The organism is Acinetobacter sp. YH16051 (genome assembly GCF_013417135.1).
Taxonomy (GTDB): domain Bacteria; phylum Pseudomonadota; class Gammaproteobacteria; order Pseudomonadales; family Moraxellaceae; genus Acinetobacter; species Acinetobacter towneri.
This window is the reverse complement of record NZ_VPEN01000007.1, coordinates 92,451-111,241: the sequence shown is the minus strand read 5'-3', so window position 1 is coordinate 111,241 and position 18,791 is coordinate 92,451. Positions and strand designations below refer to the sequence as shown.

Annotated in this window: 19 protein-coding genes and 1 other RNA gene; 6 read left to right on the top strand and 14 right to left on the bottom strand. The window is 39.6% G+C overall.

Annotated features, from left to right (window positions below; translation table 11 throughout):
* Nucleotides 1-40 precede the first annotated feature (40 nt).
* The 3 genes from FTV41_RS08050 to FTV41_RS08040 are packed head-to-tail and all read right to left on the bottom strand — an operon-like array spanning nt 41 to nt 2,064.
* Nucleotides 41-820 carry a glutathione S-transferase N-terminal domain-containing protein gene (locus FTV41_RS08050; protein WP_004976665.1) on the bottom strand — a complete coding sequence of 260 codons (780 nt, stop codon included), beginning with the start codon at nt 818-820 and terminating at the stop codon, nt 41-43.
* A 53-nt stretch (nt 821-873) separates the two neighbouring features.
* Nucleotides 874-1,386, bottom strand: a complete 513-nt coding sequence (gene rraA, locus FTV41_RS08045; protein WP_004976667.1) for a ribonuclease E activity regulator RraA — start codon at nt 1,384-1,386, stop codon at nt 874-876.
* A gap of 12 nt (nt 1,387-1,398) precedes the next feature.
* A complete protein-coding gene (locus tag FTV41_RS08040) occupies nt 1,399-2,064 on the bottom strand; it encodes an NAD(P)H-binding protein (protein ID WP_131261459.1) in 666 nt (221 codons plus the stop codon).
* Between the two features lie 215 nt (nt 2,065-2,279).
* Between FTV41_RS08040 and rpsT the strand changes: the two genes are divergently transcribed.
* Nucleotides 2,280-2,549 (top strand): 30S ribosomal protein S20, encoded by a 270-nt coding sequence (gene rpsT, locus FTV41_RS08035; protein WP_004976669.1) that lies wholly within the window; start codon nt 2,280-2,282, stop codon nt 2,547-2,549.
* 196 nt (nt 2,550-2,745) lie between these two features.
* Here rpsT and FTV41_RS08030 read toward each other — a convergent pair whose 3' ends face one another.
* The 5 genes from FTV41_RS08030 to FTV41_RS08010 form a co-directional block, all read right to left on the bottom strand.
* Nucleotides 2,746-5,445, bottom strand: a complete 2,700-nt coding sequence (locus tag FTV41_RS08030) for a M66 family metalloprotease (RefSeq protein ID WP_179996388.1) — start codon at nt 5,443-5,445, stop codon at nt 2,746-2,748.
* A 349-nt stretch (nt 5,446-5,794) separates the two neighbouring features.
* A complete protein-coding gene (locus tag FTV41_RS08025; protein WP_004976677.1) occupies nt 5,795-6,529 on the bottom strand; it encodes a histidine phosphatase family protein in 735 nt (244 codons plus the stop codon).
* 57 nt (nt 6,530-6,586) lie between these two features.
* Nucleotides 6,587-7,444, bottom strand: a complete 858-nt coding sequence (locus FTV41_RS08020) for a 3'(2'),5'-bisphosphate nucleotidase CysQ (RefSeq protein WP_131261461.1) — start codon at nt 7,442-7,444, stop codon at nt 6,587-6,589.
* Between the two features lie 178 nt (nt 7,445-7,622).
* Nucleotides 7,623-7,805: a hypothetical protein gene (locus FTV41_RS08015; protein ID WP_179993810.1), complete on the bottom strand. Its 183-nt coding sequence runs from the start codon at nt 7,803-7,805 to the stop codon at nt 7,623-7,625.
* 547 nt (nt 7,806-8,352) lie between these two features.
* Nucleotides 8,353-8,598: a hypothetical protein gene (locus FTV41_RS08010; protein WP_004976684.1), complete on the bottom strand. Its 246-nt coding sequence runs from the start codon at nt 8,596-8,598 to the stop codon at nt 8,353-8,355.
* Between the two features lie 285 nt (nt 8,599-8,883).
* On the opposite strand from FTV41_RS08010, the gene FTV41_RS08005 reads away from it, so the two are divergent.
* The 4 genes from FTV41_RS08005 to FTV41_RS07990 all read left to right on the top strand — a co-directional run bounded on the left by FTV41_RS08005 (nt 8,884) and on the right by FTV41_RS07990 (nt 11,947).
* Nucleotides 8,884-9,558: an HAD-IA family hydrolase gene (locus FTV41_RS08005; RefSeq protein ID WP_096901429.1), complete on the top strand. Its 675-nt coding sequence runs from the start codon at nt 8,884-8,886 to the stop codon at nt 9,556-9,558.
* Entirely contained in the window at nt 9,551-9,991 is a 441-nt protein-coding gene (locus FTV41_RS08000) for an RNA-binding S4 domain-containing protein (RefSeq protein ID WP_004976690.1), read from the top strand. Before FTV41_RS08005 ends, FTV41_RS08000 begins: the two co-directional genes overlap by 8 nt.
* A gap of 144 nt (nt 9,992-10,135) precedes the next feature.
* Nucleotides 10,136-11,182: a recombinase RecA gene (recA, locus tag FTV41_RS07995; RefSeq protein ID WP_004976691.1), complete on the top strand. Its 1,047-nt coding sequence runs from the start codon at nt 10,136-10,138 to the stop codon at nt 11,180-11,182.
* 81 nt (nt 11,183-11,263) lie between these two features.
* Nucleotides 11,264-11,947, top strand: coding sequence for a regulatory protein RecX (locus tag FTV41_RS07990; RefSeq protein WP_179990156.1), 684 nt, complete (start codon nt 11,264-11,266; stop codon nt 11,945-11,947).
* 66 nt (nt 11,948-12,013) lie between these two features.
* Here the strand turns inward: FTV41_RS07990 and ffs are convergent.
* Nucleotides 12,014-12,110, bottom strand: an RNA gene (gene ffs, locus FTV41_RS07985) — signal recognition particle sRNA small type.
* Between the two features lie 348 nt (nt 12,111-12,458).
* On the opposite strand from ffs, the gene FTV41_RS07980 reads away from it, so the two are divergent.
* Nucleotides 12,459-13,304 (top strand): YbgF trimerization domain-containing protein, encoded by an 846-nt coding sequence (locus tag FTV41_RS07980; protein ID WP_179988741.1) that lies wholly within the window; start codon nt 12,459-12,461, stop codon nt 13,302-13,304.
* Between the two features lie 71 nt (nt 13,305-13,375).
* Here FTV41_RS07980 and lpxA read toward each other — a convergent pair whose 3' ends face one another.
* From lpxA to bamA, 5 genes are read right to left on the bottom strand one after another with little or no spacing between them, the layout of a single operon-like run.
* A complete protein-coding gene (gene lpxA, locus FTV41_RS07975) occupies nt 13,376-14,164 on the bottom strand; it encodes an acyl-ACP--UDP-N-acetylglucosamine O-acyltransferase (RefSeq protein ID WP_004976696.1) in 789 nt (262 codons plus the stop codon).
* Nucleotides 14,161-14,649: a 3-hydroxyacyl-ACP dehydratase FabZ gene (fabZ, locus tag FTV41_RS07970; protein WP_004976697.1), complete on the bottom strand. Its 489-nt coding sequence runs from the start codon at nt 14,647-14,649 to the stop codon at nt 14,161-14,163. Before fabZ ends, lpxA begins: the two co-directional genes overlap by 4 nt.
* 2 nt (nt 14,650-14,651) lie before the next feature.
* Nucleotides 14,652-15,722: a UDP-3-O-(3-hydroxymyristoyl)glucosamine N-acyltransferase gene (gene lpxD, locus FTV41_RS07965; RefSeq protein WP_179996387.1), complete on the bottom strand. Its 1,071-nt coding sequence runs from the start codon at nt 15,720-15,722 to the stop codon at nt 14,652-14,654.
* A gap of 3 nt (nt 15,723-15,725) precedes the next feature.
* The gene (locus tag FTV41_RS07960) at nt 15,726-16,226 is read right to left on the bottom strand and encodes an OmpH family outer membrane protein (protein WP_154320776.1); all 501 of its coding nucleotides are present in this window, start codon (nt 16,224-16,226) and stop codon (nt 15,726-15,728) included.
* A gap of 41 nt (nt 16,227-16,267) precedes the next feature.
* Nucleotides 16,268-18,628 (bottom strand): outer membrane protein assembly factor BamA, encoded by a 2,361-nt coding sequence (gene bamA / locus FTV41_RS07955; RefSeq protein ID WP_373682953.1) that lies wholly within the window; start codon nt 18,626-18,628, stop codon nt 16,268-16,270.
* Between the last annotated feature and the right edge of the window lie 163 nt (nt 18,629-18,791).

The following is an 18,791-nucleotide window of genomic DNA, read 5'->3' as shown; positions in this document are numbered from 1 at the left end:
TTGAAGATGCTTTTATAACAATCAAAAAATGACTTAAAGCTTATTTGCCATAAGTTTGCTGTAAATACTTCACAATCTTGGCCGATTCAAAAAGCTGAGTCTGGGTATTTGGATCGATTAAAAATGGGACTTGAATATTATCACCCATAACTTTTAATACCTGCTCACGCTTACCACCTGCCAGTGGCACATATTTACCCGGTTTTAAACGTAATTTTGCCAAGCCTTGATCTTGCCAACGCTCTTTGGCTACATTATGAAATTTGAATGGCAACTCCAGTTCAGTCAATACACCACGTACTACACGTGTATAAGGACTTCCCTCAAAACCCCACAGTTCAATCAGTTGTTCAGGTGCAGCGCGCTCTACAATTTTCTGGTTAATCCACACACCACGTGCACCATTCAATAACGTGCCTGCAAGTGCAACATAAGGAATTTTAGGAAAATGCGCGTATTTTTTTGGCGTTTTTCCACTTTTGCCATAATGTTTGAATAAATGATGAATGATCTGCTGTGATTCATAGAGCTGATCACCTGTATTTTCATCAATTAAAAATGGAAACTGAGTTTTACCACCCAGTTGTTTCACCAAAGGTCGATATTTTGTGCCACCTTTGGGGCATGGATAAACCTCATAATCCAAATTTAACAAGGTCATGACTTCGCGTACACGACGGCAAAATGGTGAACCTTCAAACTCATATAACTTTAAGGCTTTTTCGGGTTGCTTGGGAAATGCTGTCCCATTCACTCCACGTCCACCTTCGGTAAGCATAGATGCCACTGCCTGAATGACTTTAATTTGATGATGCACCATTTTGTTTTCCTTTTGATGTGCTCAGCAATTTGATGACTGCGCCATCAAACCGCTTATAAATCGACCAACTTTTCTTTTGCCACAATAATACCGTTGTTATCAGCATAGACATAATCGCCCGAATTAAAAGTGACTTGTCCGAAATGCAAACTCACATCCACTTCACCCACGCCTTTGCGGTTACTTTTTTGTGGAATTGAAGCCAAAGCATGTACGCCTAAATCAAGTGCTGCAATTGCATCGACATCACGTACACAGCCGTAAATGATCACGCCATTCCAGTGATTTTTCACTGCGGATTCAGCAATCAAGTCACCCATTAAGGCACAGCGCATAGATGCCCCACCATCTACCACCAAAACTTTGCCCGTGCCATCGGTTGCCAACAACTCTTTTACACGCGAGTTATCTTCAAAGCACTTTACAGTCACAATTTGACCGCCAAAAGTTTTACGTGCACCGTAACTTTTGAAAAATTTGCCATCCAAAGATGGAATCACCACTTGAAGGTCATGTTCTGGATGGTCATCTAATAAGTCACAAGTTACGAATGGTACTGTAGACACGTTGTTCCCCTTTTACTTGGTTTTTTGTATTTGTAAATTATCATAAATTTGGAATTTATGAATTTGCGATTGCGCTGCCTCGACCATAGTATGAGCCACTTGCGTAGCACTTACTGGCTTATATGTAAAATGATCGGGAATAAATCGTGATATTTTAAGATACAGCTTTTGTCCTAAATCTTCTAAACGCCGTTGTTCGTTGCGCTCACCCAATAATAAAGATGGACGCAAAATTGATACTTTGTCTAAATCCAAACTTTCAATATATTGTTCTAGCTCACCTTTGACACGATTATAAAATACGGCTGATTTGGCTTCTGCTCCCAAAGCACTGACCAATATGTAATGCGTACCCTTCGCCTGCAATAATTCGGCAAAATGTGCATTGATGGTATAGTCCACAGCATAAAATCCCTGCTTTGAGCCTGCCTTTTTTAAGGTTGTGCCTAAACAACTGAATGCATGACTATAACCGCTCACATCTTCATCATTGAGCAATAAAAAGTCTTCGAGGAGTAACGTCTGGACTTTTTCTAAGCGATTTAATTCCGAGCAAGGTCTACGCAAAACAACGGTGATATTTTTACATTCAGGCAGCTGATTAAGCTGTTTGACCAATTGCTGCCCAACTAAACCATTCGCACCAATTACAATTGCATTTTGAATAGAATTTGTCATTTTTTAAACAATCTCTGAGGCTTAAAGCTAATCTACCTGTTTCTTTCTGATTTTTCTGCAGCTAAAATGTTGTCAAAGCATGTCAAGACTTGACTTAACTGTCTAGTTTCATCAAAATATGGCACTTGTTTACGGGCTGGTGATAATTCTTCTGATGTTGGTTTTCGGAAGTAATTGCAGCCCGCCCAGACCAATCTATTTCAAGGAGTGCACGAGTGGCAAACTCTGCTCAAGCTAGAAAACGTGCTCGTCAAAACGTTAAAGCACGTAAACACAACGCAAGCTTACGTTCTATGGTTCGTACTTATTTAAAACGCACAATCGCTGCTATTGCTGCAGGTGATTATGCGGTTGCTACTGAAGCTTACAAAAAAGCTGTTCCAGTAATTGACCGTATGGCTGATAAAGGCATCATCCATAAGAACAAAGCAGCTCGTCATAAGAGCCGTTTAAACGCTCAAGTTAAAGCTTTAGCTTCTAACTAAGTGTTAAACAAAAGAAGCCCGTTAAGGGCTTTTTTTGTGCCTGCTGTTTCGATAATTTATCAAATTAAGCAATCTTTAGTTTCTGCACGCCAATTACATCACTTCAAATACACCTGCCACCATAAAATAAAAAACACCTCCTGAACTGGTCAAAAGGTGTTTTAAATTAATGAAGATGAATAATTCAGACGAAGAATTATTTCAGCATCAGTCGTAAATTTTGTGGACTTAAATAAGCCAGTTGCAAACTGTTATTAGCCTTTAATTGCGTCCATTGCTGATTCGCACCACCTGTGCAACCATAACGAATTAAACGCGCGCGGTTTTCTTTTAGGTAGCCATGCTCTAAATCAAAGCACTGATTCCCCTGACGAATCGTTCCCGAAGCTGTGTGCATTTCCCAGACCTGACTGTCTTTAGATGTACTGCAGCTTGCAAGTGAGACCACATTGCCGTTGTTGGTTAAGCACTGATCCATTTCTGCTTTGCTGTGAATACGCCCCAAACCATCATAAATCCACTGCTCAGTTGCATCGCCTGTACAGCCACTTGCTCCACTAATGTAAGCATTTTTCTGACCACTCGCCAAAGTTTCAACTTTCAAACAGTTATTTCTGTTTTTCATTAGTGTTGCTTCAGCCACAATATTTTCATTGCCTAAACCCAATCGCTCCACAAAATTGTGCAATGCTGTTTCCGCTTCAGGCTTAGTCTTTTCTAAATCGGCACGATAAACATTCATCCAGCGGTTTAAACGATAAATCGTATTTTGCTGTTGTTCATAACGCTGTAATTGTTGCTGTGCAGTTGCACTTAGCTCTTGACGATAATCTGCATAAGAATCATACAATAGTTGTGCAGCAGGTTTTAAAGCCACCACAGCTTGACTGGCTTGCGCTTCCAACTGCTTCTGAAAATCAGGCATTTCAACTTTTCTTAAAGCTTCATAGCCATGTGTACGACCAATTTTTACCGCAGGTTGAATACTATCGCTATATTGCGAAATATTCAGTGTCGATAATAACTTCTCGGCATGATTGGCTTTTTTACAGTATAAATTCACCTGTTTTGGCTGCTCAGCAAGTGCTAAATTGACATGCAGTTTATTGGCATTGCTGGTCATACGGTTAGGTGCCAATGCCACGTTCTGATTACGATTGGCATATTGAACATCTAACCAACATGCGGCATTTTCAGCAGCACGATTTACCCCAGGTAAATTATAAACATTACCCCAGTTACTGCGTGCAGCAGGATACAACACACCTTGCTGAGTTTCAGGATCATATCCGCCAATAATAGTAATTACAGGCACACCAAATAAGCGCGGTTTTAAATAATATCCATCGGCACTGTTGTACCAAACCTGATTGGAGCTTGGTACTTTTGGATAAACCACTTCCATTTGGCGTGTGTCTTTATTCCAAATTTTATAACCACTTGGTGAGCTTTCATCCCAAACATGTCGCGCCCCAAAGTGGGGTTGAATCCGAATATGGGTACTGTAACCCGTGTAATGGGTATAACGCGAAATGCTACTGTTGGTTGCACCACCTGACATCGCATCCCAACCATAAGCATATTGTTTCAGGAAGTTAGGCACACCATTTTTGCCATCACCCAAGTTTCGAGTATGCCACGCCAAGTTGCCACGCATTTTATTACGATACGCAATATAGCCCCAACCGCTGTCTGCATGGTGTGCAGCCCAGAACATATTTTCACCTTGTGAACCCGGATAATGCCCAAGACCATAATGATGCCCAATTTCATGGCTAAACTCGTTGCCCACAGAATCATACAGGGTCAACATACCATTACCGCCACTTAAACCATGCGTTTGATCACCATTTGTATATTTACCTCGTGCATGATGGGCAATTACAGTTTGTGTAAGTTGTGGCTGTTGATGACTCAACATCGAGGCACTGGTCACCCCCCAGTTGGCCAAGTTAATTCCTACACTAAAGGTCGATTTTGCAGTATTTTCCCGCATGTCCCCCGAATAGACACCACCTTCACCCGTACTTTGGGTATCATAAATCGTACCGTTAGCGACCATCACCCGATCTAGCTGAATGTCGTCGTATTTAGCCACAGTCATTTGCGCCGCAGGAATGGTTTGGAAATAATCGGTACCCGCTTTTTCAGGCTCTAATAACATATAATGCCCGCCAGACTTCGGCGGCGCAGTCAATAAACCAATACGAATATTGTTGAGTACCAATTCACCCGGTGCTGCAAAATCAATTTTTTCTGCGTCAAGTGCACCACTACGGTTTTTAGAATCAACCAAACGCAGCTTTAAACCGGGACGTACTTCATCCCAATTTAATTTAGCCGACCACGCACGCTTACTATACAGTACCTCGGCACGACCATCTTGATTGCTCTGGTCTGAAGTAGGAATCTGGGTTGGATCAAGTAAAGCAACACGACGTAACAAGCGCTCATTTTGATACACTTCAAGCTGTAAAGTGTCGATATTGTCCATGCCTTGATTTGGCGTAACCAATAATAATGCTTCTTTTTCTGCGGTTAGACGTGGCATTTTTTTCACCTCGTTACCATTCGGGTCAACCACATGCCCTTGAGCAAATTGAATCATTGCCTGAAAATCACCATCTAAATCATTACGCACTTCACGTGATTCAGAATTAGCGTTGTAATCATAAAACCCGAGTACCGATTGATTGATGACATCTTGTTTAGGTTCAGGATAAGGATTAGCCACATTGCCCACAGGTGGTTGCTGAGGATTTTCCGGTGGTATTGGATTTTCTTGATTTGAATTCCCAGCGGCATCCCCATCGCCACCACCACCACATGCAGCAAGCATGGATGATAATATACATACGCTTAATAGACTAAGCGAAAACCGAGTCACACTTTTCATTATTTATTCCACCCCAATGTCAATTTATGACAAAAAATATAAAAATAAACACATATTTTTCAATGGCTTGTATTTTTATATTAAATAGATGTATAAAATTATGCAATTCTCAAGTTTCATATCGCTTTATATTTTCAACACAATTTTATTAATTTTTCTTTATAAAAATCAGCGAATTTTTAAAGCAGCACACAGATTGATAGACAATATTTGATCGAGTTTGCGCTCACAACTGCATAAAATGAAGGAAAAAAAGAGAATAAAATTTGAATTATTTTTTTTAATTTCTGACAGACGGTATTCTATCGTACTGAATGGATAGCACTAGAATATGCGTTCAATGTTCTGCTTAAACTTTCTGACGAAATTGCGAGATATCTAAAGTGTGAATCTGACCGCGCCAAATCCATTTTAGCTTGGATTCTAAAAACTCATCACCTTCAAACCAAACGAATAAACCTTCCATCATGTCTGGCCAATCGGCTTGCGTGACTTCATTACGTCCAGAAATCACCGCGATAATTGCAGCTAAAATCGTATCATGACTCACAGCCAAACTCAGTCCGTATTGGTTGGTTGGATGGGTGTTATAAATCAGCTCAAGGACATCCACGACACCATGAATCGGATGTTTCATGCCGGGCAAGGCATTATTCACAAAACTATTAATAAAGCCTAAAGCACCCTGTTTCTGAAAATATGGGCCTGCCTGTTTGATATCAAGTACAAAGCTTCCTGGTTCCACCAATAAACCTTGTTCTATAATTTCAATGTGATGGGTATTGGGTTCGAGGGTAATGCCATCTGCCCCACGAATCATTAAAGCAGCCGTATCGACACAACGCTGAATAGGACTTGAAATACAGTGTTGAATCACCCGATCTGTATTTCCAACCAAGTAGCCTCCCCATGCTTCGGCTAAATCGCGACCTTGTTCGGTCAATTGTAAATTATAGCCAGCCAAACCCTGACCAACGACAATTTCACGAATAGAATGACGGGTAAACAAAGTCACAGGCGTCTGAGCATCAGGCAATAAATCAATTGCTTTAAGCATACTTGCAGGGAGTAGTTCTAATGCCATGATCTAGCCAAAATTTTAACTTGGTTGCTTGACACTATACCATGTTCAGCACTTTGCTCAATCTGACTTCGCCATAAGTCCAAGTGCTTGTAAGGCAATCTGTTTCATCTGCGTATTTTTATAGGCGATAAAACCACCATTTAACAATGTATCGCGCTGATTATATAAAAATGCCCGCCCCTGAAAATCGACCAATCCACCACCTATTCGTTCCAATAAACATTGTCCTGCACTGGTGTCCCACTCAGAAGTCGGATGAAAACGTGGGTAAATATCGACACGATCTTCCAAAATCATGCAGAATTTATAAGCACTACCTGCTTTTAGTTCTTCAAAATTGGTCAACTGCGCCAAGCTTTTTAAATAGTCTGCATAGTGTGATTTTTTTTGACTACTGTGGCTTAATCCAATTTTTAGAACTGAAGATGTTACCGTGGGTTCAGACTGATAGAGATACCATTGCTGAGTTAAAATATGATATTTCAATGGCATACCCTGTTCAGGACAAAAATAAATAGTTTGCTCGCCTGGTACTGCAAGTACTGCAAAAGTTGTTTGCACACCACAAATTAAACTTAAATTAATGGTAAATTCAGGACGTTGATGTAAAAACTCTTTCGTGCCATCTAAAGGATCAAGCAACCAAAATTGCTGCCATTGCTGACGTTGGTCTTGCTCACCTTCTTCGGACAACACAGGTAAATTGGAGATTTTTGCCAAAGCCTGCATTAAATAATAATTGACTCGATAATCGGCTTGCGTAACAGGAGAATCATCGGTTTTCTTTTCTACATCAAAAGCAGCACCTGAACAATAATCTTGAAATTCCTGATTTAAAATTTCACACGCCTGCTGCACGATTGGCAATAACTGTAAAATTAAAGTATGCGTTGGCGCCTTTGTTTTTATAAACATAACTATCCTTTTTAGACTGTATCTAAAGGTCTAATTTTTCATTACTTTCATAAAAACATTGTAATAAAATTTACGGCTGATGCGTAGTTACAATTCAGCCTCTAAACATGCTAAATCAAGACTTTATGTATCAAGGCAATTCGTTTTCACTTAAGTTTTCTATTTATTGAGTGCTTAGTTAATTAATCTTTAAATGGATTGGATAAGCTTTTTTAAACATCGATAAAGTGAGTGCACCACTAACCAATAATAAAATACCCACAACCACCAAATAAGTTTCACCACCAAAAAAACCAATAATAATTGCAGCAATACCCAATAAACCCAAAATAGTGGTAATGGCAATTCCTAAAATAGACATCACAATTCCTTTTAAATTTATTTAATCATGAAAAATTGTCACTATTCTCAGGTATCGCTCTGTCATATTCATGCCTCTTTTGATAGTTAAAGCGTAACATTTGAGCGCACTTTGCCACATTTATATACAGAACTTATACTGAAATAGACTAAACACGACCTATTACATTTCACTGAGTTTGCTGAATAGCTTAAGTGCAGATTATGACAACTTGATGCATTTTATTTAAACAAACGAAATAACTGTACTTCCTCTGAAATAAGTTTTTTTCATACATGATTTTAAGCCTCTAATTCAGCACCCTCATCCTCTTGCGGAATATTCCTCATCTTGAGCCATACATGGCGCAAGAGAAGAAACTTTCAATACTAATTTTACTAATGATTTATGATCAAATTTTGACTTATAAAAGAATTCCAATTCATTCCAAACCATTCATAGAATTAAGGTATAAAAAAGCCCGATCTGCATCAATCGGGCTAGATTTAAAGGTACACAAATTTGTACACATAATAAAAATCAACCTAGATTTTAAATCAAAAATTAATCAATCCTTTTCCAAAAAAGTTAACTCCCCTTCATCTGAGGTAATTTTAATTTTCACTTTACGATAACTACGTTTATCTGGGTTTAATGCCGACTCTGAAACATGATGGGCGAATTTTTCATCGCCCATTAAATGCGCAAATAATTTATAGCCGATACGCATTTTCTTAATTTTTTTCTTCTTTTTCTCAAACTCATCGAGTTGTTTATCTAAGTGTTTTAAATCTAAATACTGTTGTTCAGCCATTACTAGCTCCCTAATTTAAAAAATTTACCACTCAATTTCTATGCTTATACAGACAAACAAATACAGAAATATGTCAAAAAAATTGTTTTTTGTGAACGCTACAGTTACTTTTTACAACTGCCCCATCTCACCTATTTATATGCAACACCTGCACAGTGCTTATCTGTTTAGCCTAACACAATTTGGCGAATAATCAGACAGCATTTTGAGTTATGCCTCAAGCATGTTTAAATGAGCCAGTTTTATTTGCCTTTTGGCAATTGCTTTATGGTTTAGGATATCTAAATGCACAAAAATATCATCATGTTTGACATGGACGGAACGCTGTTAGATCTCGCTTATGATGATTTTATTTGGAATGAACAACTGCCTATTCGCTATGCAGAATTACACGCCTGTTCTTTAGAGCGCAGCAAAGAAATTTTATACGATTTTTATCAAGCGCATAGCCACACCTTAGAGTGGTATTCCTCACGTTTTTGGACGGCTAAAGTGGGGGTAGATATGCTTGCGATGCAACTTGAATATAAAGATCAAGTCACGTTGCGTCCACAAGCTATCGAATTACTGGAATATTTAAAAAATAATGGCTATCACATTTGGCTCACCACCAATGCCGATTGTGCAGGTTTAGACTTTAAATTAGCACATACAGGTTTAGCAAAGTATTTTGAAGTGATTGTTAGTTCTGAAAGTATTGGTTATGCCAAAGAGCGCGTTGAATTTTGGCAAACATTGCAACAACAACATGCATTTAATCCTGAAGATTGCTATTTTATAGATGACACCGAAAAGGTGCTTAATGGTGCTAAAGCCTTTGGGATTGGACACTTATATAGTATTGCCCAGCCATCCTCAGCAAAACCTACGCGTCAGACTTGTAATTACCCTATGTTGCACCAATTAACAGATTTAATTCCTGTCTTAGAACAATTTGAGGACACTCAAAAATATGCCTAAAACTTCGTCCCACGAAGCCATTGAAACGATCCGAATTGATAAATGGCTATGGGCTGCACGTTTTTTCAAGACCCGCTCTATTGCAAAAGCTGCCATTGAAGGCGGCAAAGTACATCACAATGGCGAGCGCGTTAAAGTTTCCAAAGAAATTCGTGTGGGAACTGAGCTGACCATTCAACAAGGTTTTGATAAGAAAACCGTATTGGTCAAGGCATTATCCGGCGTACGCGGCCCTGCCCCTGTCGCTCAGCAACTTTATGAAGAAACTGAAGTGAGTATTGCACGCAGGGAATTGATTGCGACCCAAAGAAAGTTGCATAATCTAGCACGACCTGATCATCGACCAAGTAAAAAAGACCGTCGTGACATCAGCAAATTTAAACAAGAGAATGATCAGCAATTTGACCAATTTTGGTCATATAATGATGATTAAATAGAGCGTCACAGGCTGTCGTACAGCCCGTGATATAAATAGAACTACAGGACAAATTCTGTCACTATATTGCATGTGGAAAAGATTTAAGTAAATGCATCCACTTGAGTATATTGTTTCGTGACATCGTATTGAGGTTGTAAGATGGATGAGAATAAAAGCAAGGCGTTAAACGCTGCGTTAAGCCAGATTGAAAAACAATTTGGTAAGAACACAGTCATGCGTCTTGGTGACAACACTGTGCAAGCGGTAGAAGCCGTATCTACAGGCTCATTGACCCTAGATATTGCATTGGGTATTGGTGGCTTACCTAAAGGTCGTATCATTGAAATTTACGGCCCTGAATCATCAGGTAAAACAACTATGACCTTGCAAGCCATTGCAGAATGTCAAAAAGCTGGTGGAACTTGTGCCTTTATTGATGCCGAACACGCGCTTGATCCTCAATATGCACGTAAACTTGGTGTAGATATTGACAATCTTTTAGTATCGCAACCAGACAACGGTGAACAAGCTCTTGAAATTGCCGATATGTTGGTACGCTCTGGTGCAATTGACATGATTGTAGTCGACTCCGTAGCTGCCTTAACCCCTCGTGCCGAAATTGAAGGCGAAATGGGTGACTCACACATGGGCTTACAAGCACGCTTAATGAGCCAAGCCTTGCGTAAAATCACAGGTAATGCCAAACGCTCGAACTGTATGGTGATCTTCATTAACCAAATTCGTATGAAAATTGGTGTAATGTTTGGTAGCCCAGAAACCACAACTGGTGGTAACGCATTGAAGTTTTATGCTTCTGTTCGTTTAGATATTCGCCGTGTAGGTCAAGTGAAAGAAGGTGACGAGATTATTGGTTCTGAAACCAAAGTCAAAGTTGTGAAAAACAAAATGGCACCTCCATTTAAAGAAGCATTGTTCCAGATTCTTTACGGTAAAGGTGTTAACCATTTGGGCGAGCTGGTCGATTTAGCTGTTCAACAAAATATCGTGCAAAAAGCTGGTGCTTGGTATTCTTATCAAGGCGATAAAATTGGTCAAGGTAAAAACAACACCATTCGCCATCTTGAAGAACATCCAGAGCTTGCTAAAGGCATCGAAGCGATTATTCGTGAACAACTACTCACGACAGGTCAAGCTGCACCTGTAGAAGATAAAGACGAAGAAGAATTCGACTTACTTGATGTTTAAAGCATGCGCTAAGATGAACACAACAAACTGAATTAAATAGAACGCTCTACGGAGCGTTTTATTGTATATGGAAGCATTACCATGTCTGAAAATAAATTCCCCAAACTGATTGATTATGCTGCGCTAAAACAACAATTTGGCGAAGATGAGCAATCATGCAGCCAAACTAAGCAGGCATATTCAGAAACAACATCTGCCCTGCATTTTGCCTCAAATTCTGCGCCTAACATTAATAAACAATACCCTGCTTATACAGATGCCATTGATGATCAAGAATACATTGAAGACCCTGACGAACAGCAAAGCAAACGCCCAGGACTGACAGGTTCTCGTCTACGTAGCTATGCCTTCGCTGTCTTAACTCGTAAAGAATATTCTAAAAATGACTTAATTGAAAAATTGGCTTTATATGCAGAAAACCGTGATGAAGTGATTGAATTAGTCAATGAACTGGCACGCGAAAATTATCAGAGTGATCAGCGTCTTGCAGAAATGTTACTGGCTAGCCAAAAGCGCCAAGGTAAAGGGCCAAATCGCATTAAAATGGCACTTAAAAACAAAAAAGTGGATAGCAGTTTAATTTCAGAAGAACTTAAAGAAACTGATTGGGCAGAACAAGCCTATCAACTGAAAGTGAAAAAATTCGGCACAGAAGTCGCAAACGAGCCAAAACTTAAAGCCAAACAAATTCGTTTTTTACAGTATCGGGGCTTTGATATGGATGCGATTATGAAAGCAATTCGTAGGAAAGAGCAGGATTTTTAAAATAGTGGATATAAGATCAAAATAAGTAGAAGATAAATAGAATTATTATTTCAAAACTGGTGGCAACCCTACCAGCAAGCCTTCGGCACATCATAGTTCCACTACCGCTGCTACCTTCCGGTCCTGACGGGGTTCGTAGAGTACAATTGCGAAGTAACCAGCAGGGCTACCATTGCAAAAACAGAGTATAGAGATTTTTAACAAACTTGCAAGCGTTGTTCTGTATTTCCTTTTATAATGCTATCCAATTGATTATTTTAAAAACAATTGAAGACATTTATAGAATAACCTCACTTAAAATTCAAAACTTAGTCTAACTAAACCATCATAAAATTATTTTGAGATTTAAATCCTAGATTTACCCATATTGCGCTGAGATTGATGATAAGTTTGTAAAAGCTTATTGCAATTCCACGCGCGGACGTTTTAAATGTGGAAAATGACCAAATCAACAGGTTGAGTCCAATACGCTTACAAGGACTCACTTATACAAGATTAAGATGGATATTCAATTATGCTAAAAAAGCATGCACTTTGTGCTCTTGCCCTACTGTGCTCAACGTCTGTATTTGCCAATATTCCAATTGAAAGCCACAACCTCAGCCAAAGCAGTGCTGGCTATGCCAATAGCCCTGCGATTGCAACGAGTAATATGGCAACTGCCAATGTACCCACCAATATCAATTGGCAGTTGATGCAAAAAAATCAGCAACTTGAAAATGACATCCGCCAGTTACGTGGCAAAATTGAAGAACAAGACAATGAAATTGCGCAGCTCAAACATGAATTGCAAAATCGCTATACCGATTTAGATCAACGTCTAGAACTGCTCCAACAAAAAATAGACCCTGAATCTGCTCCTGCCGCTGAGGAGGATAACCAAAAAGATACTGCACCCAGCGCCAGCAACAACCAGTTAAACAACAATGCCACGCAATCTGTGCAAAATACAACGCATGTGAGTCCAACAGCTCAAGGTTTAAATACCAATATTGAGCTGGAAAAAGCAGCCTATACTGTTGCATTGGATGCCTATAAACAAGGTGGTGCCAAAAAAGCGATTGCACCTATGCAAAACTTTATTAAAAACCACCCAAACAGTGTGTATATCAGCAATGCGTATTTTTGGTTAGCTGAGTTTAATTTAGCGATTGAACCGACCAATTACACCGAAGCCAAAAAGAATTTTGAAATTGTAGCAACAAAGTACCCTCAATCTGCAAAAGCATCAAGTGCCCTATATCGTTTATATAGTATTGCGCAAGATGTAGATCACAAACCTACTTTAGCAGCGCAATACAAAAGTAAAATTCTGAGCCAATATCCAAAGTCTGAAGAAGCAAGATTCTTTAAATAAGCCAATAAAAAAAGACATCCGAGGATGTCTTTTAATATTCTGAAGCTTGCCGCATTCGGTAAACTCAAACCTTAACGCACAATACCACGTTCAGATTGCTCTAAAGAATCAATTAAACGCTGCGCTTCTGCCACATTTGGCAAAATATCAATGCGAATTTGCTGAATGGCTTGCTCAGTGGTTAATCCAGATTTGTAAATGAGTTTAAAGGCTTCACGAAGACCTTGAATCACATCCTTCGACCAGCCTTTACGACGCATTCCTTCCACATTCATTGCAAATGCATGTGCAGGATTACCAGAAACCATGACATACGCAGGCACATCTTTAAGAATGAGCGATGCACCACCAATCATGCTATAAGAGTCAATTTTACAGAATTGGTGAATACCAGAGTTTCCACCGACAACCACATAATCCCCAACATGCACATGACCTGCCACACCCACGTTATTGGCAAAAATATTGTGATCACCCACCATACAGTCATGTGCGATATGCGTATTGACCATAAGTAAGTTGTGACTACCAATTTTGGTCAGGCTATTGTCTTGCACCGTACCACGATGCAAACTGCAGTGTTCACGAATTTTGTTGTGATCACCAATTTCTAGCCAAGTTTCCTCACCTGCATATTTTAAGTCCTGACAGACCTCACCTACGCTGGCGAACTGGAAAATTTCATTGTGCTGACCAATACGGGTGTAACCACCAATCACCACATGCGAATGAAGTTTTGTACCCTCACCAATCGTTACATTTGGGCCAATAATACAGTATGGACCAATCGTGACATCTGAAGCGATTACTGCAGATGAGTCAATAATAGCGGTTGGGTGAATGAGTGGGTTATTGCTCATGCTTGCTCTGTTTTCTGATGCGAAACCATAATTTCCGCGGTTGCTGCGACGACGCCATCAACGGTGGCGATACAATTATATTTGTAAATGCCTCGTTTTTGCATAACTAATTCAGATTTTAATACAAGTTGATCGCCTGCAACGACTTGTTTTTTAAATCGAACTTTTTCTGCGCCTGCAAAAAGGAACAAAGAACCTGCGCTCGGTTTCTCATTATTCATGATAAAACCTAAAATACCCGACACTTGTGCCATCGCTTCAACGATTAAAACACCCGGCATGATCGGATAATTCGGGAAGTGTCCTTGCAAGAATTCTTCATTGATAGATACGTTTTTATAACCCACGATACCGTTATCAGTGACTTCTACAATACGGTCTACTAATAAAAACGGATAGCGATGGGGTAAATATTCACGAATGGTTTGAATGTGCATTGGCAATTCAGGTTTAGTGAAGGTGCTAGAATTCGACTCAGTCATCATAATTATTTACGCAATTTAAAAGTTGATTCAAGGAACTCAATTTGAGATTGCATATCATCAAGTCTTTTCACCAATTGGGTCAATGGCACATCTGCTAATTGTCTGAGGCGCACAACAGTACGTTTCCACTTTTGATTTTCAAATAAGCCAATACCTGACGAATATTTTCCTGATTCAGAAATATTATTTGTGACCATTGACATTCCTGTCAAAGTCACATTATCGGTAATATTTAAGTGCCCTGAAATTGCACTTCCACCACCAATGATACAGTTTTTGCCAATTGTCACACTTCCAGCCACGGCTGTTTTTGCTGCAATAGCCGTATGAGCACCTAATTTGACGTTATGTGCGATTTGCACAAGGTTATCAATAATGACACCATCTTCCAAAATTGTATCATTTAGTGCACCGCGATCTACGCTGCAATTCGAGCCAATACGAACGTCATTACCAATAATCACCGAACCCAGCTGTGCAATACGGTGCCATTTGCCTTGATAAGGTGCAAAGCCAAAGCCTTCACTACCAATTACGGTATTGGCATGTATACGCACGCGATGCCCAAGCTTGGCTTCGCCTGTTAGCGTCACATGTGAATCAATAAAACACTGTTGACCAATTTCGACAAAGTCATCAATTTTACAGTGCGATTGTACAATCGTATTGTCACCCACCACGCAATTTTCACCAATCACGACGTAATGACCAATATAGGCACTATCGGCGATGATGGCTGATGGATGAATTTGGGCTGTGCTTTCTATACCACGTTGCGTATGCTTACGCTCAAATACATGGGTCAGAATCGCAAAAGCCAGATATGGATTATCGACCACAATAAAGTTGTGATGATTGTCTAACTCGGCTTGTAATGAAGCTGTCACAATTAAAGCTCCCGCTTGGGAGCTACGTGCTTGCGCTAAATATTTATCGCCATTCACGAATGCAAGTTGATGCGCCTGAGCAGACTCAAGGCTTGCCAAACCTTGCAAACGTAAGTCGGCTTGTCCAATGTATTGACCTTGAACTAAACTAGCAATTTCTTCTAAGCGATAATATTGGGAACTCATTGATTATTTAAGTACGTTGACCTTTTGGATCATTTTATCAGTTAAATCATACTTCGGGTCATAGGCAAGTGCTGAGTTTTTATTCAAAACCACATCTAAACCATTTTCTTTACGCAATTGTTCAGCAACTTGCTTTAAACGAGTTTCAAAACCATCGTTAATTTTGTGCAATTCTGACTGAACACGAGTTTGCACTACTTGTTGCAAACCATTAAATTCTTTCAATTTCGCTTGAAACTGAGTATTCATTTTTTGCTTTTCAGCATCAGATAAATTATTAGATTGCTGCGCACGCTGCTGCATAGCTTCTAATTCTTTTGCCAATTGCTCAAGTTTGCTGGTTTGTGGTTTGATCGACTGCTGTAACGCCAAATTTTGCTGTTTTAAATAACTGCTATTTTCTACAACACGCTCTAAACTTACTACACCATAGCCTGCAGCATGTGCTACTGCAGCCATTGTAGATAAACCCAACAATGCCAAACTCAATATTGTTTTTTTCATATTTCTATCCTGTATTTATGCTACCCAAAAAGTGGTCATACTTAGAAAGTACGACCAATTTCGAATTGGATATTTTTAGTGTCATCGCCTTGTTTTTCATTCAACGGATACGCATAGCTGAGTGACAATGGACCAATCATGGTAATCCAAGTAAAGCCTACACCCACGCTATAACGCATTTCACCGAAGTCAAAGCCGTAGTTGTCTTTACAATATTGCTTCGCATTCACAGAAGCCCCATTCACAAAAATATTTGAATCAGAAACATTACACTGAGTATCAAAAACTTGTGCGCCTTCTGCAAAAATCACTGGACGAACTTGACGTGTCCAATCCCCTTTAAATGGCACTGGTAGAGCCAATTCTGTACCAAATTGTACTAAGGCATTACCACCCACTTCTTCTGGAGATAGATCTGATTGTTCCGTATCAGAGAAATATACGCCTGGATATTTTGGTCCTAGGGTACTGTTGTCGTAACCACGCACCGAACCATAACCACCTGCATAGAAGTTCTTATAGAATGGTAAATCATTACCAAAACCTATCTTACCATAGCCACGTAAGACAAAATCTTTACCTAATGGAAAGTAAGCTTGAGCATCATAAGTGACTTTTTGGAATTCTACATCACTGCCCGGTAAGGCAATTTCAGCATTAACACGATGCGACATACCATTGGTTGGGAAAATCGGACGGTTTAAAGTGTTATATGACCAGCCTAAATTTAAGTTATAAGTTAGGAAGTCTCCTTTAAACTCTTTACCATACGTAATTGTCTTAATTGGCACGCCATCTTTATCTACGCATTGCCCAGATGTTGCCTCTATTGCACCTGGACAATGGTCACCTTTTACTGTTTCTTTCCCGCCATTTCTTTCTAAATAATCTGCCACATAAGTCGAAACATAAGGCCCTGTAGTCACTTCAGTTTGGTCAATGTTTAAACCTGCACTAATACTTTGGTTCTCATCAATTGGGTAACCAAAGTTAATACCACCACCAAAACTGTCTGTCACATAGTTGTTTACGTTATAGTTATCATCTAGCTTGGTTTTACGGTAGTACATGTTGTAACCACGACGCACACCATCAATCGTGAAGTATGGGTCGGTCACACTCAGATTATAATAGTCTTGTGTTTCAGAACGCGACAAATCAATCGAAACCGAATTACCCGTACCTAAGAAGTTAGTTTGGCTTAAACCAGCTTGGAACGTCACACCACCGCTTTGCGAGAAACCTACCGCTAAAGTACTTGTACCTGAGTGCTGTTCTTCTACATTTACATTTAAGTCAATTTGGTCTGGCACATTTGGAATACGCACAGGCTTGACATCAACGGTTTTAAAGAAACCTGTACGCTCTAAACGGACTTTAGACAAATCAATTTTTTCATTGCTTGCCAATGCGCCTTCCATTTGACGCATTTCACGACGCAGTACTTCATCGGCGGTTTTACTGTTACCAGCGAAGTTAATACGACGCACTGTAATTTGCTGACCTGGGTTGATGTAGTAGTTTAAATCTACCAGTTTAGTTTCTTTGTCAATTTGCGGAACAATATTCACTTCGGCATAGTAATAGCCTGCATTACCATATTTACGCAGCAACAATTGTTTCACCGCATTCACTTTTTCTTGTGAATAGGTTTCACCATCTTTATAAATTTTCAGTGCCGTAAGTTCTTCTGGTTTGTATAAAGCATCGCCCAAGAACTTGCTTTCGCCAAACTTGAATTGCTCACCTTCATCCACCGAAACTTCAACAAAAATATGCTTTTTGTCTTCGCTCAAATTCAAGCTAGAGTTAGTGATATTGAAGTTGATATAACCTTTATTCAGATATAACGCACGTAATGCTTCCAAGCTTGCTGCCATTTTTTCGCGTGCATAACGGTCATTACGGGTAACAATCGAACTCCAGCTACTTTCTTTAACAGCAAACGCCTGCTTAATATCGCTATCTTTAAATACCGTATTGCCAATGATGTTGATATCTACCACTTTGGCGGCTTTGCCTTCAACAAATTCTACGGTTAAATCTACACGGTTATTTGGGCGTGCTGTGGTAATGACGCGTACATCTGCATCATAACGACCTTGCTGCATATACTGCTGTTCAAGCTCAGATTCTAAAGTTTGTAGTGCTGACTTTTTCAGCACTTCACCCTCAGCCACACCCATTTTCTTTAAACCATCTTCCAACGCTTCTTTTGGAATCAGTTTATTGCCTTTAAATTCAACCTTAGAAATGATTGGGCGCTCAACCACTTTAAACACTAAAGTGTCGGCTTCACGACTGGCCTGAATGTCATCAAACAAACCTGTGGCATAGAGTGAACGAATCGCATTGGCCAACACTGCTTCATTGACACGATCACCACTATTCACTGGAATCATTCCATAGACATTGGCTGGCGTTAAACGAACAAGACCATCTATTTTTATATCTCGCGCAATAAATTCATCTGCTGCATATACTTGTTGTGTTGCCGCCATTGCACTAACCAGTGCCAAGGGCATAAATAAATGTGTGTGCTGCATGCCAGTCTTTTCCAGTGTT